Below are 22,060 nucleotides of genomic sequence, written 5' to 3'. Positions count from 1 at the left end.
TCCCCTCGGAGTTGCCGCAGGGCGAATAGACAAATTGCGTGAGTCTCGCCATGGATGGCGAGCTAGCTTTCGCAGGTGCATGGACGCATCCTTCGGAAGCGATAGCAAATTTGGCTATGAGCACAAGGGGCTTTCAACTCCGTGAGGGGCGTCATGGAGCATCCAAGGAGGATAGGACGAGCAGTTCTCCTTGGTCGGGTGTGGGGTGAAGCCCCACGACGTTAAGTGTTATTGCGATAAATAGAATATTTATCGGCTCGATACTACCAATCCAGTTTGTATTGCATAGCTCTCTAGCTTGATATCAAGATTATCCAAGTCTTTATAAAACTCATCATCGAGTTGATTTAGTCGGGCTTCGGCTACTGGATTATCGGTTGCGGCGAGGCGTTGGTCTCTGTCAGTTGGGACGGGATGATCGCCAAATACCGCCTGTTTAGCCTGTTGTAGTAGGGCTAACGAGTGCACAGCGCCAATTTGCTGAAGGCCGCGCTCGGCAACAGCATAATGCTCGCCCGATGAGTTATCGAAATACTGGATAAAGCCACCGTTGTAGACTTCGCCTGAGAGACAATTGACTGCGTAATAGTGCTGCGCCGCTTCGCTTAGCGTGTGAAAGCCCTGTTTATCGTCGTGCACCCGCACCACTATTTCTCGCCACAGGGCTCTAAAAGGGCAGGTTTTATCTAATTCCCGCTCCTTTTGGTAATAGGCTTTTGCCTGTTCGATATTTTCACGATTGCCATTTTTGCAGGGCATACATAAGCCCGCATTGCGCTCAGCGGTGCTGGGCATGATTAAGGTTTGGCAGGCTGTGCAGGGGACTTTTTCCGACATTATCTTTCCTTAGATACTCAGGTCAGCAAGAGAAGTAACAGATTCATAAACTACCCATGGAATGAATCGAGACACCCATTGTTAAATTTTGCAATACCGATGACTCTCTTGAGGTTAACGGCCAACACCGAAGTTACAGAATTCACTTCCCCCTCGGAGTTGCCGCAGGGCGAATAGACAAATTGCGTGAGTCTCGCCATGGATGGCGAGCTAGCTTTCGCAGGTGCAGGGACGCATCCTTCGGAAGCGATAGCAAATTTGGCAATGAGCCCAAGGGGCTTTCAACTCCGTTGGGGCGTCTTGGAGCATCCAAGGAGGATAGGACGAGCAGTCCTCCTTGGTCGGGTGTGGGGTGAAGCCCCACGACTTTAATTCGATTAGTTGTACTTTATATTCATTGCGATCAGCGGTTCGCGTGAGGCCTTTTCGGCTCGCAGGCGAGCTAAGTACTTTTCCCATAGTTCCACTTGGTGGGTGGCGAGGTCGTAAAGCACTTGCCAGGAGAACAGCCCAGTATCGTGGCCATCGTCGAAGACGATTTTAACTGCGTAGTTACCTACGGGTTCGATGCTGCTTATATTCACATTTTTCTTGTGGGTGACCAGCTTAGGGTTACCGTGACCATGCACTTCGGCGGAGGGGGAGTAGACACGTAACATCTCACAGCTGAGTTGATACTGCTCGCCGTTATCGAAGCTGATTTCTAAAATGCGCGATTTACGCTTGAGCTTAAGAGCGGTGACATTGGGTGTGCTAGTGGTCATAGGTAGTGCCAAGAAAATACGGGGAATGGACAAGCTGTAACATAACAATTTGTGGCTAAGGTTACAAAGTGTAAGCCTTAGCCACAGCCACAATTTTGCACTCAATGTTCGGAACGAACATTGCGGGCTTGGATAACAGCCCTAGTTACAGGATAAAGCGGCTTAAGTCTTCGTCTTGAACCAGATTATCTAAGTGAGCACTCACATAATCGGCATCAATCACAAATGAACTGCCAGACTTGTCGGAAGCCTCATAGGAGATATCTTCCATCAGCTTTTCCATTACGGTATGTAGACGACGGGCACCAATGTTTTCGGTGCGCTCGTTCACTTGCCATGCCGCCTTGGCAATGCTCTCGATGCCCGACTCGGCAAACTCAATGGTCACGCCTTCGGTGGCCATCAGCGCGATATATTGCTCGGTCAGTGAGGCGTGTGGCTCAGTTAAAATGCGTTTAAAATCATCGGCTGATAACGCATCTAGCTCAACGCGGATCGGTAAACGGCCTTGTAGCTCGGGGATTAAATCCGAGGGTTTTGCCATTTGGAACGCGCCCGAAGCGATAAACAGAATATGGTCGGTTTTCACCATGCCGTGTTTAGTAGTGACAGTGCAGCCTTCAACTAAAGGCAACAGGTCGCGCTGTACGCCTTCGCGGGATACGTCTGGGCCTGAGGTTTCGCCACGCTTACAGATCTTGTCGATTTCGTCGAGGAACACGATACCGTGCTGCTCAACCAATTCAATGGCTTGCTCTTTTAAATCTTCCTGATTAACCAGCTTGGCCGCTTCTTCTTCGATCAACAGCTTAAAGGCTTCTTTGATCTTCATTTTGCGACGTTTGGCCGGGGCTTGGCCCATGTTTTTAAACAGGCTTTGCAGTTGGTTGGTCATTTCTTCCATGCCGGGTGGCGACATGATTTCGATACCTACTTGTGGCTGGGCCACATCGATATCGATTTCTTTGTCATCTAACTGGCCTTCGCGCAGCTTTTTGCGGAAGATTTGACGGGTATTGGAGCTGGTATCGCTGTCGGTGTTGTCCCACTCGTTTTTCGGCTTGGGCAGCAGGGCATCGAGAATACGCTCTTCGGCATGTTCTTCGGCGCGTTGGCGGCATTTGCCCATTTGCTGCTCGCGGGTCAGCTTGATGGCGATGTCGGTTAAATCACGGATGATTTGCTCGACTTCTTTACCCACATAACCCACTTCGGTGAACTTAGTGGCTTCAACCTTGATGAACGGCGCGTTGGCAAGCTTTGCCAAACGACGGGCGATTTCGGTTTTACCTACGCCGGTTGGGCCAATCATCAGAATGTTTTTTGGGGTGACTTCTTGACGGAAATCAGCATCCAATTGCATGCGGCGCCAGCGGTTACGCAGGGCGACGGCGACGGAACGTTTGGCCTTTTTCTGGCCGATAATATGGGCATCCAGCTCGTGGACAATCTCACGGGGGGTCATTTCAGACATAATATTCCTCACGGGCTGTTAGTAGTTAAGTTCTTCAATTGTCTTGAATTGATTGGTGAATACGCAGATATCGCCTGCAATAGTCAACGACTTTTCTGCAATTTCCAGCGCCGATAATTCGGTATTTTGTAGCAGGGCTAACGCCGCCGCTTGGGCATAGTTACCGCCCGAGCCAATGGCGACTAAATCATGTTCAGGCTGCACTACGTCACCATTACCTGTGATGATCAGTGACGCTTCGGCATCGGCGACCACAAGCATTGCCTCGAGTTTGCGCAGCATGCGGTCGGTACGCCAATCTTTGGCCAGTTCAACGGCCGATCGTAATAGATGGCCTTGGTGCATCTCTAGTTTGGACTCGAAACGCTCAAATAGGGTAAAAGCGTCGGCCGTGCCGCCAGCAAAACCTGCCAACACTTTGTTGTGATATAAGCGACGCACTTTCTTGGCGTTACCTTTCATGACGGTATTGCCTAGGGAGACTTGGCCATCGCCGGCGATGACAACTTGGTTATTACGGCGTACTGATACGATAGTGGTCACTTTTGAATCCTCTTCTCTTGCCCGCAATGAAAATCCTGCGGTGGATGATGGAATAGATATGGGGATGGATGGTCAGATTTCAAGTGAAAGCGGAAAAAGCCACAGGGCGTTAGGGATTTTATGCCCTGTGGCTGATGTAGGGTATTACTGCGATAAGGTCGAGCGGCCGACAACCGTGCGGCCATCGAGGGGATAGTATTTTAGTTCCCAATTCTCGCTGCCAAGGCGGCGATCATCCGACACATAGTTAAAGTAACAATAAGTGTTAGAGTCAGTTATCGCGCCGCCGCTATACCAATAGACGATATCGACATTGGGGGTTGCTTGCCAATCGAAGTGAGTGGCGAGGACGGCGTCCGGATTATCGAGTAAGGATTGCCACAGCTCACCGCAGAAAGCGCCTTGTAATTGCGTGCCTTGGTTGCTGCTTTGGGCTGTGTCTTTTCCGAGGGGAAAGCCGGTAGTGGTGGAGTCAACTGTGCCATCACCATAGCAAGCAAGATCTTGGGTATAACCCGAGTGCCCGCCCGCAAGCCAGCAACTGTGATACAGCTTTACGCCAGAGGTAAAAGCGGCGAAGGCGGCTTTGGCTCGCGCATCGTGGGCGTCTTGGCTCAGATTCATAAAACGAGGGGCCGCGACCACGGCAAGAATCCCTAAGATGATGATAACGACCACCAGTTCGATTAGGGTAAATCCCTTAAATGTGTGTAGACGGCTCATACTGCTTACCTGTTGCTAAGATGGCGATATTCTAACGCATCTTTGATAGATGATCATTAAGCTATTGATAGTATTTAAATTAGCAACATAAGGTTTACATTAGCCTCAGGCTAAATCTTTCGTCGTATTCTTTGATTGAGCAATGACTTAACGGGAATATGAACAGAATGGGGAAATAAAAAAGCCCCGAGAACACTGGCCGTTCTCGGGGGAAGGTTCTAAAGCAGTGGATCTTTAATGCCTACGGGACATAAAGGAGAGAACCTAAGCCGAGTGTGGCAGTTTATTGCTTAAGCGACAAAGCCAAAGTGACAAACTGCGACAGCTTGTCGCAGGGGGCTGTTTTGTGTCTCTTTAGCTAAGGAAAAGATGATTTATCGAGTGCTACAGTCGGTAAGTCAGGCTTACGAGGTTCGTTGTGGCTAGGGCAATAGGGCATTGAGGTGTGCTAAATGCTGTACCAGTTCTGCCATATTGCTAACTTCGAGCTTTTTCATAATCTTAGCGCGATGGACTTCGATGGTTCTTAGGGATAAGTACATGGCTTCGGAGATCTGTTTATTGGTCATGCCTTGAACCACATGGGCTAATACTTGTTGTTCGCGCTCGGTCAGTTGGGCAAATTTTTGCTGCAGATGCTGTTGCTCAAAATTGGCTTGGCTTTCTTTATGTGCTTTTTCAATCGCTTGAACTAAAGCTTTGCCGGACACGGGTTTTTGAAAAAAGTCGCAGGCACCTTTGCGGAAGGCGCTTAATGCCATAGGTAAATCCCCATGGCCCGTGAGAAAGATCACCCCTAGCGGACTTTGGGTCTCGAGCAATTTTTGTTGGACTTCTTGGCCAGTGATCTCCGGCATTCGACTATCTAAAATCACGCAGCCCGCCTGGGTTAATTGACATTGGGCTAAAAAATCCCGACCACTGCTAAAGGTTTGTACTTGATAGCCAAATTGTCCGAGCATAAAGCCTAAGGAATCGAGAATCGCCTCATCATCATCGACTAAATACAGTGGCAGCTTGGTGGACATGGTTTCCCTTGCGGTGGTTTGTTACTCCATTAGCTTAAGTCTGCCGGAGGGCTGGCTCAATTTTAAGCCGAGGTCTTGGGAGGTGTATCACTAAATTAGCCGAATCCCATGGGCTGGAGCCGAGAGTTTGGCGTTATTCACAGCTTAATTTTTGCCGAGCTTATAGAGTGTCCCGAAGACAAAGGCATATAAGACAAGGCAATAGCAATGGTAACTTGGTGTAGGGCGCTAGTATTGAGTTGCATCTTGAGTCTAATGGGGCTCAATTTGTCCTATGCCGATGAGGACATTACCCTCAATGAATTTAAAGTGGGGGTGCTGGCCAATCATGGCGTGTTACAGGCGAAACAACGCTGGCAGCCAATGATGGATTATCTCAGCGAAAAAGTCCCTAATAGCCGTTTCGAAGTGGTGCCAGTGGATTTTAATGGCATGCGTAGCCAGTTACTTAGCCACGACTTGCAATTTATTGTGACTAACCCTGGCCAGTATCTGCACTTGAGTAATAACTTTCCGCTCTCGTGGTTGGCGACCATGAAGAGTCGTAAGCATCAGGGCAGCACTTTTACCATTGGCGCGACCATTATTGTGCGTGCCGATAGTCCAATCCGCAGTTTGCAGGATTTACGGGGTAAGAATGTAGTCGCCAGCGATCCGCAGGCACTTGGTGGCTATCAGGCGGCGATGGGACTGCTGCATAAAATGGGTTATCTGCCGGAGCAGTTTTTCGGTGATGTGCGATTCTTAGGCTTTCCCCTCGAGCCGTTAATCTACCAGGTGCGCGATGGCAATGCCGACGCTGCCATTGCGCCTTTTTGTACCTTAGAGGAGATGATTGAAACTGGACTTATCAATCAGGCCGATTATCGGGTTATTCATCCAACCAATCCCCCCGGTTATGACTGCGAGGTGAGTACCCAGCTTTATCCTAATTGGTCGTTTGCGGCGGCGGATACCGTATCGCCGCGCATTACCATGCAAATTACCCGCGCTCTGTTTGACTTGCCCGCCGACCATGTGGCGGCGATTACCGCCGACACCTTAGGTTGGACCGCGCCGGTGAGTCAGCTAAAGGTGATTGAATTATTTAAAGAATTGCAGCTGCAAGGCGCAGCCCCACCTCTCTATCAAACCGTCTATAAATGGATGGAGAAAAATAAAGAGTGGGGTGGGGTATTGCTGCTGATCTTTATCGTATCGACCATTTATCACCTGTGGCTCGAGTATAAATTTCGCCAAAAGAGTGAGTTTTTGGTCAGCACCGAGCGGCAGTTAAAGGATAAAGCCTTGCAACTAGAGCGGTTGCAGAGTGCGGCGATTCTCGGGGAGATTGGCGCAGGGTTGGCCCATGAGTTAAATCAACCCATAGCCGCCATTACTCAATACAGTGAAGGCGCCATGATACAGCTAGAAAGGCTGGGGCAGGATAATCCTGAACTTTACGATATTTTGGGTAAAATCAACGCGCAATCGATACGGGCCGGAGCGGTTGTGCACCGTATTCGCGGTTTGCTTAAGCGCCGTCAGGCCAAGGCTGAATCGCTGAATGTCACCTTAGTAGTCAAAGAAGCCCTCGCTCTGCTACGACGTGAGTTAGACCGCGCCGAGGTACAAGTGACACTACAAGTCGAAGGTCATCCCTTTGAGTTGATGGGCGACAGTGTTGGCCTCAGCCAAATGTGGGTCAACCTAGTGAAAAACAGTCTCGATGCGCTGGAGGCCTGCAAGGATAACCGTGCACGGCAGCTAAGGATTGAGATCTATTATCACTCTAGTGAAATCAAAGTATTAGTCATAGATAATGGCGAAGGTTTACAGCGCCAAGCCAGCGAGTTAATGGTCTCATTTGCCTCCACCAAAGATGCGGGACTCGGTTTGGGCTTAGCGATTTGTAAGGATGTCGTTAGCCGCCACCATGGCAGTATTCAAATTGAAAATTGTCAGCAATCGACACATGCCAGATTGCCTTGGCAACAGGGTTGTGTGGTAACTGTGGTGCTGCCTAAAGGCTAGTATTTCCCTTTAATAACCTGAACGATTGAGTCGCTGTGGTTGTAATCAGCCAAGTTGCCTCTAAGGTGCGGGATATTCCAAGCTAAATTGCTGCAGCTTTTGCGCTAAAAACTCAATAGTGCGGCGTATTTTATGGCTCGGGTAGTCGGTTTGCAGGTAGACCAATTGCAGTGGCACCGCAGGCGCGAGTTTATCGGCTAAGATAAGCTTTAGCCTGCCTTCGGTGACATCCTGCGCCACATCGAGCCAGCTCTTATAGGCGATACCTCGCCCCGCCAGCGCCCAATCGCGTACTACGGCGCCATCGTTACAAAAGCGTTTTCCTCTCACTTCAATCTCTACGGCTTCACCATTATGGCTAAATTTCCACTTCTGCCACGGTTCACCGCCACGATTTAAAATCAACACTTGGTGCTGACTCAGTTCGTTCAGTGTTTGCGGCTCACCATGTTGAGCAAGATAAGCGGGGGAGGCAACGAGCACTCTTGGCGTCATCGACAGTTGGCGACGCTTTAAATTGGAATCTTCAAGCTGACCATAGCGCAGGGCTAAATGGATATTTTGATCGATAAGATCCGCCATATGGTCGCCAAAATAGAGTTGGATCGACAGATCTGGCGCGCTATCCATCAGTTCATCTAACCAACCGCGGATCCGGCTGCGACCTATATCAGAGGGCAGGGCAATGCGTACTTCACCTTTCAGCTCGCCCCTATGTTCGGCCAAATTGGCGGAAGCAGTTTCGAGTAAGACCAGAGCAGGTTTAGCGGCATCGAGAAAAATCCGCCCTTCTTCCGTGAGCTGCAATCGCCGTGTCGAGCGCGCAAACAGCTGACAACCTAGCTTTTTTTCCAGCCGTTGTAGGGCGGCGCTGGCGGCGGCGGGCGTCATACCAACCTCTTTACTGGCGGCGGACAGGCTTTCGAGCGCCGCGATACGCAGGGCGAGTTGCAGATCGTTTATATGGTACATATCAAATTATTTTTGAAAATGATTTAAATATTTAGCTGATTATCAATATATATTAATTAATGCACTATTGCACTCAGATATTCAAACTTCATTTATGGTTCGGAGTGCATATGAGTTTATTTACAGCCTATGAGTCAGCGGCACTGACACTGCAAAATCGTATCGTGATGGCGCCGATGACACGGGCGCGTACCACGCAGCCTGGGAATATTCCCAACGACTTAATGGCGCAATATTACGCCCAGCGTGCGTCGGCAGGTCTGATCATCACCGAAGCGACCCAAATTTCGGACGACAGCCAAGGCTACTCTTTTACCCCCGGCGTTTATACCGAGGCACAAATTGACGGCTGGCAAAAAGTCACTGCGGCGGTTCATCAAGCGGGTGGCAAAATCTTTAATCAAATCTGGCATGTGGGCCGAGTGTCCCATCCGATTTTTCAGCAGGGCGGGGCGCCTATTGCGCCTTCGGCGATTACCCCTGTAGGCACTAAGGTGTGGATTGTTGATGAGCAGCATCCAGAGGGACAAATGGTGGACTGCCCCGAGCCGAGGGAAATGACCCAAGCGGATATCGACCGCGTGGTCGCCGACTTTGCTAACGCAGGGGCAAATGCCGTTGCCGCGGGTTTCGATGGTATCGAAATCCACGGTGGTAATGGTTACCTCATCGACCAATTTCTGCGAACGAATTCTAACTATAGAACCGATGCCTATGGCGGCACGCCTGAAAAACGTATTCGCTTTTTATTGGAAGTGGTTGAAGCAGTCAGTGCCAAGATTGGCGCCGATAAAGTAGGCGTTCGCCTCGCACCCTATGTGACTTTTAAGGATATGGCTTGCCCTGAGATAGTCGATACTATCCTGTTAGCCGCTAAGCATTTATCGGCGTTGGGCGTAGCGTATTTGCACTTGTCGGAAGCCGATTGGGACGATGCGCCGCAAGTGCCTGAGTCCTTCAGAATCGAGCTACGCAAAGTGTTTAAAGGCAGCATTATTGTGGCGGGTCGTTACGATGTCGAGCGTGCCAATGAGGTTATCGAAAAAGGTTATGCCGACTTAGTGGCCTTTGGTCGCCCCTTTATCGCTAACCCCGATCTGCCCTATCGATTAGCCAATCAATTACCCCTATCACCCTTCGATAAGGGGCCATTATTTGGTGGCAATGCGGCTGGATATACGGATTATCCAAGTTATCAAGCGGCGCTACGAGCTGTGGTCCGCTCTAGCGATGATGAGGTGGCATAATGCAGTATCGTACTTATTGCGCCGTTGCGCCTTGGATAAAAGTCGGTTTATGGAGCTCAGGATTACTCGGTTTAGCTATTTTTGGCTTTGCGCTTGCAAGTCTTAGCTTGGCGGCGTTTGCCGCTCAAGGAGGTTCTACCCAAGCCAGTGTTGATGTCAAAGCAGCCCTTACTCCTAAGGTGACGGCAATGGAGCGGATCAGCGATGGTTCGCCACAGGCTGAATCTATTGCCCACGCCGCCTTGTTATACGCTAGTTTTTGGGATACCGGCGACCCAACATTTGCCCGCTGGGCATTAGCGACCGGTTTTATTGATCGCACCTTGCCAGAAGGTCGTGCACAGGGGATTACTGGTCCGCTCGAGGCCTCTAAAACCTTTAGGACGGCGGTGCCCGATCTCTCTGTAACCGTTGAGCATCTGCTGGTGGTTGGTGACCGTGCGGTTGTAAGGCTACGCTTTAATGGCCATTTTACCGGTGTCTTTGGTGAACAGCGTGGACAAGGGCAAAAAATTGATTTTCGCGCCGTAGATATGTACCGAGTTCGTGAGGGTTTTATCACAGATAACTGGCACCTTGAGGATTATCAAACGCTATTTAGCCAGCTTGCCGCTAAAGCTGTGGCCACAGGAGTCAAGTCATGAACCCACGTCGACAATTTTTAAAGACCAGTTTACAGGCGGGCGGTGCCTTGATTGCAGGTGTAGGGCTAAGTCAGTCAGCCTTTTCAATCGGAGTTCCGGGCTTAGCGGCGGTCGATGAGCAAACACAAACTTCTGTTGGAGGGAGTATGGATAAGCGTTTTTGGCCTAATGGCGAACAACTGGTGATCTCTATATCCATGCAGTTTGAGGCTGGCGCGCAGGATAAAAACGCCGAAGGTCCGTTTCCACCAATGGAGCAGGGTTATCCAGATACTATTACCCCCAGTTGGTACGACTACGGGATGAATGAGGGAATACCGCGTTTGCTACGTTTATGGCGTAAGCACAATATTCAGGTGACATCCCACATGGTGGGCCGCGCCGCCGAATTACATCCATTGCTGACAAAACAAGTGGCGGATGAAGGCCATGAGATTTCAGGCCATGGGCAGACCTGGACGCCACAATACAGTATGTCGCCAGCGCAGGAGCGTGATTCTTACATCCAGAGTATCAATACCTTAGAAAAAATCACCGGCCAGCGTCCCATAGGCTTTAATGCGTTTTGGATGCGTCACAGCACCCAAACCTTAAATATCCTGCAGGATCTAGGCTTTATTTATCATATTGATGATTTATCAAGGGATGAGCCTTCGATTATTCTTGTGCAGGGTAAACCGTTTGCCGTGGTGCCTTATACCTTACGTAACAATGATATAGGTCGCTTTGGTGGCAATACTGCGATGACGGCTGCCGCCTTCTTACAGGAGCTTAAAGATGAATTCGATATGCTCTATCAGGAAGGCGCATCCCAGCGGCGAATGATGTCGATTAGTGTGCACGACCGTATCGGGGGGACGCCTGGTCTTGCCAATGCCTTAGACAAGTTTATTCAATATGCTAAGGAACACGCAAAAGTAGGTTTTATGCGTAAGGATGTAATAGCGAAATGGGCGCTGGCACAAAAGGATACGCCCACCAATCCTGCAAGAACATTTTAAGAGATAAAAACACAGCACAGGGAGGTGCTGTGTTTTTTACTTTCTTGGATATATCGGTGCTTAACGCATGGCGAGCATGGCCCAAGTGCGGCGACCCTGCTCGAGAAGAATCCCAACAGCCAGCCCTGCGGCGGCGTTGACAGCCAAGCAAGTGACTGCGGTTGCGAGGATCACAGAGATACAGAAGGGTTTACCATCGATAAGGCGTTTTGACCACGCCAGTTGCAAACCACCGATGGACAGCAAACTGCCGAGAATCGCCACAGGGATAAGCCCTAGCAACCACGCAATTTGGCTATCCCAAAACAGGGCAATAACCAAACAAGTACCACCGAAGATTAATGGCGCGAGGTGAGTGCGTGCGCCAAAGTGGTATTGCACCGCAAGGCCTCCCGCGCCATGGCACATGGCCGCCGCCCCAAAAGGCGCGAGTAACAAATTGGCAAGTCCAGAGCTAATGGCCAAGTTTTTGGGCGTGAGTTTGGCGGCGTCTTCGGGGAATTTTTCCTGCGCCATGGCCGAGGTAGCTATCACCGCATTGGTTAAGGTGAGGGCGAGCTGCGGCAACACCAGTAAAATCGCCGCCGAGCTCCACTCATTGAGGCTAGGCCAAGCCAAATGTAGCGAGGCACTCAAGGCGGGAATAGTCAGGCTGCTAGTTATTTCGGTTTGGTTATTGGCTTGCCACAACATGCCCGCTGCGATCACCAGTGGCATAGCAAGGTAACGTAACGGTAAGAATTTACTCACAAATAGCAAGGCAAACGCGCCGAGTCCGAGCAGCCAAAAGTCGCTCATCATCTTAGTGCCCATCCACATCAATTGCAGACCAATGGCAAGCTGGATACCGACACTCACGGCTTGGGATAATTGTTTGGCAAGCCAAGTAATGGCGCCACTAAACGCCAAAATTAACAGTATGATACCCATCAGCATGGCACTGGCTTGCAGCATCCCGGGCGTTAAGCCTTGGGCGATCACGAGGGCGGCGATGACCTTCATGGGTTGGACGGGAATTGGGCGGCGATAAAATAAGGCGCTTAAGATCGCGAATAAGCCAAAGCCTAAAAATATCCCTTGGGGCGAAAATTGGTTTAGGGCAATTAAGCCCAAGACTAAAGGTAAAAAAGTGCCTAGGTCGGCGAATGCACCGCTGGTTTCACCGAGTAAACGGTTAAGCGGTTGAGTCGGGTGCTGTGTTGGGGTTTTGCCCGCGGTCATAGAGGTTGCCACAATTGAACATTGCCTGATTAGGCAAAATAAATGCCATAAAAATCAGTTAATTTGACTTATAAACAGAGCCAAACTCCTTTTCACGCCTGTAGGTTGAGACAAACTGGGACAGTGTTATTTTTTAACTGCGGCGATTTGTCTTTGTTGGCAGAGTATAGCTGATAAAAAAGAGAGCTTAGCCAGCGGGTACTAAGCTCTCAAAGGTTTGCAGGGGAGCGATACTCGCTATGCCTTAAGTTCGGTTAGGCGATAGCGAGTGGAACAGCTTATGGTTGTTTATGCTTAGGGCCTTGCTTGTTTTTCATTGGGTCGCCTTGATAGCCCAAGGCTTGCCAATCGAGGCGAGTGCCTTTGTTGTGGCAGTCATTACAGTTAAGCGCTTGTTCCTTCGGTGACACCATGTGGTTGATACGCCACCACATTTCAGTGGCAGCAAAATCATATTCACCACTGTATTTGATGCCTTTTTCTAACATGGTAGTGTTTGCTTCCATACCCAGTTTCGCCGCTAAATTCCAATCAAACTCGCTCCAATATCCGCCCTTGCCATAGGTTTTTGGGGTGATAAAGATATTGAGTTTCTTGTCGTAAATCTGCTTACCTGTATGCACCTTAAAGGGATAAATCTTGGCTTTAGCGTCGTTAATGTCGCCCATGGGGTAGGTCAGCTTAGTGACGACATTCGGGTCCATCTTGTCCCCCGCCATATAAGCGTTAGCCGTGCCGTTGTACCAAGCGTACTGGGGCTTGACCATTTTCTCCCACACAAAGTCACCCTTTTTCTTCTGATAGGTGTGTTTGCCATATTGATCTACGGTCTCAGGTTTATCATCACCCGCAGTTGACCAATCCCAGTGCATCTTGGTGGGTTCATTCTTAGCGAAGAAGGGAATATGGCAGGTTTGGCAGGCCACGGTTGCGGCATGGGTATTGAGCTTTTTGTTGCTATGCGGCGCGCTCTCGTGGCAGTTCTCACAACCTATATGGTCGATACCGCCAGGGGAGACCCCCATTGCATTACCCGAGATTTGATGTTTTTCAGTGGTATGACAGTTTTGGCATTGGAAGTTATTGCCGTCGCTGTCCATGTGTACATCGGTGGCTTTATCGGGATAGGCCATGGAGGAGTCGAGGTCCCCGTGCTTGACCGCATCACCACCGCCACCATAGAAGTGGCAGCTACCGCAGTTATCCCGCACGGGTTCACCCACGTTTTGCGCGATCTTAGCCAGATCGAGTTTTGCCATGGGCTCGCCTGCACCGGCGGGGTCTTTTACATAGGTGCCTGTGGTGTCGTGGCAGACTAGGCAGTCCACTTTGGTTTTATCTTTAAAATCAAAGTTACTGTCCTTCCAGCCATAACCAGCGTGGCAGCTGGTGCAGCGAGGCTCGTTGCTGGAAATCGACACACAGAAGTTATTGATACTGTTTTTCTTACCGCGTAATACGGTTCTATCGGGGAGCTTTTGTTCTAACTCCCATGTCCAGTGGGAGGTTTTCATCATGTCTGTGGCTTGTTCTTCGTGGCAGGTTAAACACTGAGTTGTGACCTCAGAACCTGTGGCGAAGGGGCCTTTGAGAACGTCTTTATGGGGATTGGCAGCCTGCGCTTGCAACGCCATACCCGCTAAGGCAATAACAATGAGTTTTTTCATTCTGTACTCCCGCCCTCGGCGATACCGAGGGCTGAATGGCATTTAGGTTAGAAGTTAATGGTCAGCGAGGCGTTCACATCGAAGGCCTTATCGACCACTGGCAGCATTGAATAGGCTGAGCCCGCTAACACCTCATCGATTTTTTGTGGTGCGCCCACAGGCGTGCCGCTACCTGTGTATTCGTAGTCGTAGTAGAGCCCTGCCAGTTTGATAAACATTTTGGGATTGATATCAAAGATGTAATAGGCTTCGCCGACGTGGCCACGGGTGGCTAACTTGCTACCGATTGGGTCATCTTGGGCTTGAGTGAAAGGCGTCCAATATTTAGAACCGTAGTTATATTCCAAGCCAAACTTGCCGTAGGGCGCTGGGATTTGAATACCTACATAGATGCCATAACCATCTTTGGTATCGGCATCATCGCTGGTTTTCGGCACCATAATGATTTCGGTGCCTGTGCTGTTGAGCTCTGCTTCGAACACCGCATCGGATAACATGCCGCCGAACATGCCGGCATTGCCATTTGGCTCTGCGCGCGTCCAGCCTAGTGAGGCAAACCATTTGATATCGTTAGCTTCTTCCCGTGCAAAGCCAATACCGCCGAGGTACATATCACCAATGACGCCGCTAGGTTGCACTCGGGTGACAAAGTTAAAGTTGTCGAACTTTTGCATATCTTGATACATGGTCGGGGCAAAAATGCCTGCCAGTTGGGTCGGGAAGGCCATAGTGCCTTTAAAGCCGTCGTTGATGTCTTTGGCACCAAACAGGGTAAATTGCAGGAAGTTAGTGCCGTCATTGATGGCATCGATATTAAAGCCGCCGAGGTGGGTATCCTTGGTGACTATGTCGCCAAACATTTCGCCATTACCCCATTGGGATTCAAAGCCTTGGCCATAACAGAAGCGAACCACTTGCCCTTCAACCCCGGTGATTTCCCCTAGGTTGTAGCCCAAGGTGGCGCCATCAAAGTTAAAGTTGACTAAATGGCCTGAAGGCGTGCCGCCACGCAGTTCGTTTTCACGGTAGTGGCTTGGTGGGCCATAGGTGGATGGGCGGCGGCCAATCGAGAGGTAAAACTCGGAGCCATTGATTTTTTTCCAGTCGAAATAGGCGCGCTCTACCCTTAGCCAGTCACCGCTGGTGTTACCGCTGCTGGTGCCATCCATAGTGAATGAGCGCCAGGAGTCGAACACTTGTACGCCTGTGGAGTCGCCCCAGTTTTTGTACATGCTCAGACGACCGGCAAAGCTGACGTTATCCCATACCTTGGCCTTAAGATTTAACCGCAGGCGAGTGGTGTAAAAAATATCGTTATCAATATCTTGGATATGTTGCTGTGCGAGGACGTAGGGCATGACGCCCTGTAACATGCCATTTTGAAAGGCGGCGGCCAGATCGGGATTGGCTTGCATCATCTGTCCGAGAGGCGAGTTAGGATCGTTTGGCATCCCAAAGGCGCCGGACATGGCCTTGGCGCCAAAGTCATTAAAGTTCACCTTAATGGCGGGGTTCCAAACGACATCGCGGTAATGCAGTGAGTGAGCCTTGGTTCTAAAGTCGCCAGTGATTTCAAGGCGGTCTAACGAGGTGTGGCGTTCGGTTTTATCGACACGGCTATTGAGTTCATCGAGCTGTTCGGTGATATCGGCCAGCTGTTGTTTCAGCTCGGCCATTTTTTGGGTGTCGGCTGGCGTTTCATTGGCTGCGGCAAAGGTTTGGCCTGACATAAACAGCGCATTTGCAACCAATATCGAAATGAGTGTAGGTGTACGCATAGGGTTTCTCCCTGAGTGTTCCGCTGGCACTGGCTCAAGGCCCTGTGCCAAATTTACCCAACAGGAGGCCCTGAGGTGTGCTCCCCATTTTTCTCTTATTGGGCTTGGTTTTATTTCAATGGGTTAACTTACAGTTGCAGGCCTGTGGTTATCCCTTTGATTTAGGCTCGGCAGCGATTAACCGCAGGTTTGCGGTTGCTCCGAGTCGGCGGCATGGTCATACAGGAATTGCTGTATATCTTTGAGATCTTGCTCGGTGAGGCCGTTGAATACCTCAGGTTTGAGTTTGTGTTTATCTTTGTCGAAGAAGCGATCCCACTGGCTCATGGTTTTGCTCATTGGGGTTAGCTCGCCACCTTCACTACCTTGGCTATGGCAGGCCTTACATTCTTTTTTATAGAGGTGTTTCCCCTTTTTGGGATTGCCTCCCTCGGCGGCGTAGGCTTGAAGTCCCAAACTGCTGATTAGCGCGACGGCGATTGCGATCTTAGTTGAAGTTTTCATCATCTCATCCTTTCTTAATTGTCATTCACATGACTTTGTTGGTGGAATGTGGCTATTGCTTCCACCTTGTGAATAAATTTATCAAAGGTGATGGGATGTTTATTTGAGGTGTATCACTTCCATTAAAAAAATCTAATTGATAAAGATTTCATTGATAAAAATCTAATTGACTGGTGGTGGATTGATTTGGGTGGGAATTTACATTTTCAAAAACAACGATTTGTTTTTATTGCTAAATTAGCTTGTTGTGTCGCAGCTAGGGTTTTAAGTCGTAGTGGACGAAAAAATGAGAGTGATCGAGTTAACACTTTGTAAAATTTACGATCGCTAAAGTAGTCGTTCGGAATGATTTCGCCCGAAATCCACTTTGCTTAAGTGTGAATCTAGCGTAATTCGGTACAGTGGCTAGGGTTGAGGACGCTCGGTCGATTTTTATATTTTTTAACGCAGCGGCACTCGCACACTGCGTTTCACCCATGATTCCGGCGAGGTCGCGCTAAGCAAGTCGCTTAAGGTTGTTGGCGTGTTGGGGCTAACACTATCTCACGCACACAGACATTTTGTGGTTGTTGCCAAGCAAATAATGCAGCAGCGGCCACGTTTTCGGGGGCAATCACGCCGCCCATTTGAACTTTCCAATCTTGATAGCCAGCTTTGATAGCATCATCCGTGGTGTGGCTTAAGAGTTCTGTCTCGACCGCTCCCGGTGCAATGGTGATTAGGCGTACATCGTCCATTGCGACTTCTTCGCGGATATTTTCGGTTAAGGCATGCACGGCAAATTTAGTCGCGCAATAAGCCGCATGGTTGGGGAAGGTCTTACGTCCCGCCACTGAGCTGATATTGATAATGGTGCCGTTTTTGCGCGCCTTCATTCCGGCTAAAACCGCATGGATACCATTGAGCACGCCCATCACATTGATATTGAGCATGCGGCTCCATTCGTTGGGATCTTGGGTATCGATTTGCCCAAGCAGCATGACGCCCGCGTTGTTGATAAGGCAACCGACTGGGCCAAACTGTGCTTCCGCTTGGTTAATGGCGGCCTTGATGGCGTCTGTGTCTGTCACATCGACACCTATGGACAGGCTATTGGGTAACTCAAGGGCTTGCATTGGCTCTACACGGCGTGCCAGCAGTAATAGTGGGTGTCCTGCGGCGCTAAATTGTTTAGCGATGGCGGCACCTATGCCCGATGAGGCGCCAGTGATCACAACGAGGGACTGAGTGGTTTTTGTCATTTGTCATTCCTATCTTTAGACGCGGTAAATAAGGTGGATTGATAGATCTCTAACTTGGGAGTCAGTATAAGTAGCGGTTTCTAGACTGAAAAATACTTATTTCCACTGAATATGATAGGCTTTGCCTATGACAGAATGTTGGGTTGATAGGGTGACGTTAGATGGTGGATTTACGCTTATTGCGCTTTTTTATCGCGATTTATGAAGAAAACAATATTACGGCGGCGGCAACGCGCTGTTATGTCAGCCAGCCCTCGCTCTCGGCTGGGCTTAAACAGTTAGAGGAAGAGCTTGGCGGCGCCTTATTCGAGCGCAGTAAAAAAGGCGTAAAAGCCCTAGATAGCGCCCACTATCTGTATCCGCTGGCGGTTAAGTTGGTGGAGGAAGCCAGTAAATTACCCGCTCTATTTATGGCAAAAGCGAGTCGGCAAAAGCTGCGCTTAGCCGTGATGCCCGATCTGAGTCAGCGTCGCCTTGCTGGGCTATTAACTCAAATCAATCAGGCGATTAGCCATTTAGATTTAGAGCTGGTGGATTATCAAAGTCCTGCGGATTGCCGATTAACCTTAGACAGTTTACGCCATGAGGATGAAGTGTTTTTTCCGCTGTGGGAGGAGGACTATGTGCTATGTGTGCCAAGGGAGCATTCACTGGCCCAAGTTAGCAGTATTCGCCCCGAAGAGTTAAGTCAGTACGATTTTATTGAGTGCCCACCCTGCGAGGCGCACCAGCAAACCATAGGCTTACTCGCCTGCAGCAATTTGTCGCTCAATTTGGTGGCGAAGGCAGAATCTAAGTCTTTGGTGATGTCACTGGTACTGGCGGGATTTGGGGTGAGTTTTCTCCCCGATGGATTAATCGAAGATGAGCCTAGGCTTAAACAGATTAAATTCGATGGGCCTCGGATGTTTCGCCGTATCGGTTTGTGTTATCCATCCCATCAAACCGTTGCACCTACGTTGGCAACATTGCTACGGCATTTGAGCAAAACCACGGCTTAAGCCGTGGTTTTAAGTGCAGGGATTAGCCAAGCGGCTAACCCCTAGCAATCAGCTGCTTATCCCTTATTCGTTGCTCTGTAGGTAAGGTGCTAGCTGGGTTTCAATCCTCTCGATTTCATCTTGGGCATACAACAGCTCGGACTCCGTTAAGCGGGATAGGGCCTGTTGTTGATACAATAGTTGATCGCTATTCATCCCGTATTGACCAAAGTTGCGCAGTAATATGCTCGACCAAATATATGTTTGTACTGGTTTATCAATCGACTCATGACGGTTGATGTCAACGAGGGCCTGCATGCCATCTTGGCTGCCCAAGTCAGCGGCTTTGCGGTACCAAGTTTCTGCGGTTTGCAGCGCTTCGCGGCTCGGATGCTCACCCTTGCGGCAGGTTTCTGCTTGGTTAAGATGGTAATAAGCCTGCTGTTCATCGGGGATAGGGTGTTGATGCAGAAAGTTATTACACAGACTCTGGGCTTCACGGAGCTCTAAGGTGCCCAAGCGCTTACTGAGCTTCTCATATGCGTCTTGATAGTCACTGATATGGCTCATGGCCGCCAGTTGGTAATACATTAAGGCTTTAATCGGTTGGCGAGAGACGCCTAAGCCTTCCTCGTAGATTTTACCTAGGCCGAAGAGGGCTTCTTCTTGCCACTGGGACGCCAGAGTCTCGAATTCTGTTCTTGCCTGCTGGTAGTCATCATCCGTTTGTGGGTCGAGTAGTTTAAGGTGTGCCAGCGCTAACTTGGCAAAAACATTGTCAGCGGCGCAGGATTTTTCTAACCAATAGCGAGCCTTGCCGTAGTCGACGGCAAAATCTTCACCATAGAGGAAACGTTTGCCTAGGTAATACTGGCGAAAATCATTTTCTGCGGCATATTCGCTGAGTAGGGCTTCGGCACGGACGAGATCCTTAGGGCCACCTTGGCCTGCGGCCAGCATATGGCCTAAGTTATCTTTTGCGTGTTCATCACCGGCGGCGACTGCTTTCTCAAAGTATTCCCGCGCTTTGCTATAGTCTGGCGTGACACGTTCATCGTGCCAATACAGGGTACCTAAGTGGTAATAGGCATCTTGATTTCCTTGAGCGGCTGTCTTTTCGAACCAATAAATGGCTTGGCTAGCATCGGGATCGAGAAAGGGTTGTCTGAGATACAAATAGGCGAGCTCATATTGAAACTCGACTTGCCCCGCATCAGCACTGGCTTTGAGTTGTTCTACCTGTTCGCGTAACTGCTCGGGTGTTTGCGCCTCAGAGGCGACCAAGCTAGTCAGGGTGAGCATGGGTAAATACTGCGGATCGATCTCGGCGGCTTTTCGATACCAATATTCAGATGCCTTGGGATCGGCGGGGACTTGGGGGAATCGACCCGAATACAGCTCGGCCATGGCAATGGCGGCCACGGCGAAGCCTTTATCAACGGCCTGCTGAATATAGTCTAGGCCTGAGTTGACTTCGCCCTGATTGATTAATGTCAATCCATGATTGAGTAGCGCCGAGGGTTCACCCGCGGCAAGCGCTTCGGCTTGTATCTTCTTTTTTTGGTATTTGGCAAAAAAAATAAACAGAACGACAAAGGCTATAATGATAAGTATCAACGACATAGTATTCCATCACTATCGATATTTGGGCTGCACAGTAAACGCGTATCCCGACAAAATTGCAAGTTAACTGTGTCAGATGAGGCGGATGTTTGAAGTCATTCGCCTCGATGGATGCGCTTACTTTTCTTGCAAATGAATTTCTCGCACTGGGCAAGCCATTTCGATTCCAGCCTGTTTGAGGGCGTTGTAAATCGCTAGATTTATCTTGTATTTATGCTGGAAGTAACTTTGGGTCGGTACCCAGTAACGCACACCAATCTCGATGCCGATGGCATTAAAACCATTGATACCAATATTTGGCGTAGTGTCCTGACTGACATTGGGGTTTTGGCTCAGCAGCTCAGTGATGAGGCTTATCGCCGCCTCGGGGTCGTTGTTATAACTCAGGTTAAATTGGGTTTCGACCAGCTTATTGCTGAAGGAGTTATGTAAGATCTCGCCGACGATGTGCTTGTTAGGAATGCTAATTTGCTCGCCTTCCTCATTGGTTAAAATCGTCATCCCCAAATTAATCCGCGTGACGACACCACTTTCACCTTTGATTTCGATGGTATTTCCGACCACAAAAGGGCGAGTCACAATAATAGTGACCCCTGCGGCATAGTTCGACAGCATGCCCTGTAGGGCTAAACCAGCGCCGAGAGAGGCCGCACCAATGGCTGCCACCATGGGGGTGACGCTAATGCCTATCTTGCCGAGAGCGATAATCGCCACCATGACAATGATCAGGATACGGATCAGATTGCTGACAAAGTTACTGAGGGTGATGTCGATTTGGTGTTTTTCACACTGTTTGGCCACTAAGCGCGAGACTTTGCTGGCGACCCACAGACCCAACAAAAAGACCAGCGCGGCACCGAGTAATTGGAAACTATAATTGACTAAAAACTCGGTGATCAGCTGGTAAACGCCCTGCAGTTGTTGCAATTCTTGATCGAGTCCTGGTGTTATCATTATGATATCCTTGCAATAAATTTAACCGCCCTAGTATAACGCACAATTGCTTTGAAAGGAGTATTCGTCATGCATTGTGAAGCGTATCATGTAATGGTTCGGATTAAATGAGCCGATTGCGAGACTCGGGTATGCTATTGCCCGTATCAAAAATGGAGTTAAGTGTTTATGAGAAAGCTGTTGTTGTGCCTGTCCTTCCTTTTCACTCCCATGATGGCCTTGGCGGCAAGCTATGTTGCTGGGGATGCGATTAATCCTATTTCATTACAGGATCAAAACGAGCAAGCGGTCAGTGTGACTGACGACACCAAAGTGGTGCTCTTTAGCCGCAGTATGAAAGGCGGCGATATTATTAAAGAAACCCTGACGCCATTGGCGGGAGATAAGTTTCCGCAGCATTTAGTTTATGTGGCGGATATCAGTGGTATGCCATCACTGATCGCCAAATTTGTCGCCGTGCCGCAAATGCAGGAGTTGCCCTTTGCCATTGGGTTAGACAGAGAGGGCGAGATCAGCCGCCTGTTACCCGATACTAAAGATATGGCGACGATGATTTTACTGGATCACCGCAATATTCAGGACATCGCCTACTTCGAGTCGAGTGAAGCCTTAAGCCAAGCTCTAGCGAAATTAAACGAGTCGCAATAGTCCGTTCTTTGTGGTCAATGTTGAGGGGCTATGTTGAAGGGCTCACCCCTCAACTTATTTCATCTCGTTTAGAGTGGTGATTCTGGGCTCGTGTGGATTGAGCTTGAATCGCTCATCGGCCGACGAGTGTTACTCAGTATTTTTCCTTAGATCATCCTCAGCTGCATAAGCTTGGATTGTCGTCGTAAAAAATTCATT

20 protein-coding genes are annotated in these 22,060 nt (G+C 49.5%); 6 read left to right on the top strand and 14 right to left on the bottom strand.

Annotated features, from left to right (window positions below):
• Positions 1-249: 249 nt before the first annotated feature.
• The 6 genes from K0H59_RS18700 to K0H59_RS18675 form a co-directional block, all read right to left on the bottom strand.
• Positions 250-837, bottom strand: coding sequence for a DMP19 family protein (locus tag K0H59_RS18700; protein WP_220054015.1), 588 nt, complete (start codon positions 835-837; stop codon positions 250-252).
• 377 nt (positions 838-1,214) lie between these two features.
• A complete protein-coding gene (locus tag K0H59_RS18695) occupies positions 1,215-1,601 on the bottom strand; it encodes a gamma-butyrobetaine hydroxylase-like domain-containing protein (RefSeq protein ID WP_220054014.1) in 387 nt (128 codons plus the stop codon).
• A 145-nt stretch (positions 1,602-1,746) separates the two neighbouring features.
• Positions 1,747-3,075: an ATP-dependent protease ATPase subunit HslU gene (gene hslU, locus K0H59_RS18690; RefSeq protein WP_088210006.1), complete on the bottom strand. Its 1,329-nt coding sequence runs from the start codon at positions 3,073-3,075 to the stop codon at positions 1,747-1,749.
• 18 nt (positions 3,076-3,093) lie between these two features.
• The gene (hslV, locus tag K0H59_RS18685; protein WP_011073856.1) at positions 3,094-3,618 is read right to left on the bottom strand and encodes an ATP-dependent protease subunit HslV; all 525 of its coding nucleotides are present in this window, start codon (positions 3,616-3,618) and stop codon (positions 3,094-3,096) included.
• A gap of 144 nt (positions 3,619-3,762) precedes the next feature.
• Positions 3,763-4,341, bottom strand: a complete 579-nt coding sequence (locus K0H59_RS18680; protein ID WP_220054013.1) for a type II secretion system protein — start codon at positions 4,339-4,341, stop codon at positions 3,763-3,765.
• Between the two features lie 422 nt (positions 4,342-4,763).
• Positions 4,764-5,369, bottom strand: coding sequence for a response regulator transcription factor (locus tag K0H59_RS18675; protein WP_220054012.1), 606 nt, complete (start codon positions 5,367-5,369; stop codon positions 4,764-4,766).
• Between the two features lie 207 nt (positions 5,370-5,576).
• Between K0H59_RS18675 and K0H59_RS18670 the strand changes: the two genes are divergently transcribed.
• Positions 5,577-7,382 (top strand): PhnD/SsuA/transferrin family substrate-binding protein, encoded by a 1,806-nt coding sequence (locus tag K0H59_RS18670; RefSeq protein WP_258405862.1) that lies wholly within the window; start codon positions 5,577-5,579, stop codon positions 7,380-7,382.
• A gap of 60 nt (positions 7,383-7,442) precedes the next feature.
• Here K0H59_RS18670 and K0H59_RS18665 read toward each other — a convergent pair whose 3' ends face one another.
• Positions 7,443-8,354, bottom strand: a complete 912-nt coding sequence (locus tag K0H59_RS18665) for a LysR family transcriptional regulator (protein WP_220054011.1) — start codon at positions 8,352-8,354, stop codon at positions 7,443-7,445.
• Between the two features lie 110 nt (positions 8,355-8,464).
• On the opposite strand from K0H59_RS18665, the gene K0H59_RS18660 reads away from it, so the two are divergent.
• From K0H59_RS18660 to K0H59_RS18650, 3 genes are read left to right on the top strand one after another with little or no spacing between them, the layout of a single operon-like run.
• Positions 8,465-9,601 carry an alkene reductase gene (locus tag K0H59_RS18660; RefSeq protein WP_220054010.1) on the top strand — a complete coding sequence of 379 codons (1,137 nt, stop codon included), beginning with the start codon at positions 8,465-8,467 and terminating at the stop codon, positions 9,599-9,601.
• Positions 9,601-10,245 carry an ester cyclase gene (locus tag K0H59_RS18655; RefSeq protein WP_220054009.1) on the top strand — a complete coding sequence of 215 codons (645 nt, stop codon included), beginning with the start codon at positions 9,601-9,603 and terminating at the stop codon, positions 10,243-10,245. The genes K0H59_RS18660 and K0H59_RS18655 overlap by 1 nt, the downstream gene beginning before the upstream one ends.
• On the top strand, positions 10,242-11,246 hold the full coding sequence (locus K0H59_RS18650; RefSeq protein ID WP_220054008.1) for a polysaccharide deacetylase family protein: 1,005 nt from the start codon (positions 10,242-10,244) through the stop codon (positions 11,244-11,246). Before K0H59_RS18655 ends, K0H59_RS18650 begins: the two co-directional genes overlap by 4 nt.
• Positions 11,247-11,306: 60 nt before the next feature.
• On the opposite strand, the gene K0H59_RS18645 is transcribed toward K0H59_RS18650, so the two are convergent.
• The 5 genes from K0H59_RS18645 to K0H59_RS18625 form a co-directional block, all read right to left on the bottom strand.
• The gene (locus K0H59_RS18645; RefSeq protein ID WP_220055638.1) at positions 11,307-12,467 is read right to left on the bottom strand and encodes a putative sulfate/molybdate transporter; all 1,161 of its coding nucleotides are present in this window, start codon (positions 12,465-12,467) and stop codon (positions 11,307-11,309) included.
• 278 nt (positions 12,468-12,745) lie between these two features.
• Positions 12,746-14,134: a tetrathionate reductase family octaheme c-type cytochrome gene (locus K0H59_RS18640; protein WP_220054007.1), complete on the bottom strand. Its 1,389-nt coding sequence runs from the start codon at positions 14,132-14,134 to the stop codon at positions 12,746-12,748.
• Between the two features lie 47 nt (positions 14,135-14,181).
• Positions 14,182-15,912 carry a DUF3373 domain-containing protein gene (locus K0H59_RS18635; RefSeq protein ID WP_220054006.1) on the bottom strand — a complete coding sequence of 577 codons (1,731 nt, stop codon included), beginning with the start codon at positions 15,910-15,912 and terminating at the stop codon, positions 14,182-14,184.
• 177 nt (positions 15,913-16,089) lie between these two features.
• Positions 16,090-16,419: a c-type cytochrome gene (locus K0H59_RS18630; RefSeq protein WP_220054005.1), complete on the bottom strand. Its 330-nt coding sequence runs from the start codon at positions 16,417-16,419 to the stop codon at positions 16,090-16,092.
• Between the two features lie 506 nt (positions 16,420-16,925).
• Positions 16,926-17,657, bottom strand: a complete 732-nt coding sequence (locus K0H59_RS18625) for an SDR family oxidoreductase (protein ID WP_220054004.1) — start codon at positions 17,655-17,657, stop codon at positions 16,926-16,928.
• Positions 17,658-17,818: 161 nt separating this feature from the next.
• Here K0H59_RS18625 and K0H59_RS18620 point away from each other — a divergent pair, with 161 nt between their 5' ends.
• Positions 17,819-18,658, top strand: coding sequence for a LysR family transcriptional regulator (locus K0H59_RS18620; RefSeq protein WP_011718450.1), 840 nt, complete (start codon positions 17,819-17,821; stop codon positions 18,656-18,658).
• Positions 18,659-18,721: 63 nt separating this feature from the next.
• Here K0H59_RS18620 and K0H59_RS18615 read toward each other — a convergent pair whose 3' ends face one another.
• On the bottom strand, positions 18,722-20,260 hold the full coding sequence (locus tag K0H59_RS18615) for a tetratricopeptide repeat protein (protein ID WP_220054003.1): 1,539 nt from the start codon (positions 20,258-20,260) through the stop codon (positions 18,722-18,724).
• Positions 20,261-20,377: 117 nt separating this feature from the next.
• Positions 20,378-21,214 (bottom strand): mechanosensitive ion channel family protein, encoded by an 837-nt coding sequence (locus K0H59_RS18610; RefSeq protein ID WP_220054002.1) that lies wholly within the window; start codon positions 21,212-21,214, stop codon positions 20,378-20,380.
• 168 nt (positions 21,215-21,382) lie between these two features.
• Between K0H59_RS18610 and K0H59_RS18605 the strand changes: the two genes are divergently transcribed.
• On the top strand, positions 21,383-21,862 hold the full coding sequence (locus K0H59_RS18605; protein ID WP_220054001.1) for a hypothetical protein: 480 nt from the start codon (positions 21,383-21,385) through the stop codon (positions 21,860-21,862).
• The last annotated feature ends 198 nt before the right edge of the window (positions 21,863-22,060 follow it).

The organism is Shewanella sp. FJAT-51649, assembly GCF_019457435.1.
In the GTDB taxonomy this organism is placed as follows: Bacteria; Pseudomonadota; Gammaproteobacteria; order Enterobacterales; family Shewanellaceae; genus Shewanella; species Shewanella mangrovisoli.
The sequence above is the reverse complement of the archived record's forward strand: the minus strand, read 5'-3'. Positions and strand labels throughout refer to the sequence as shown.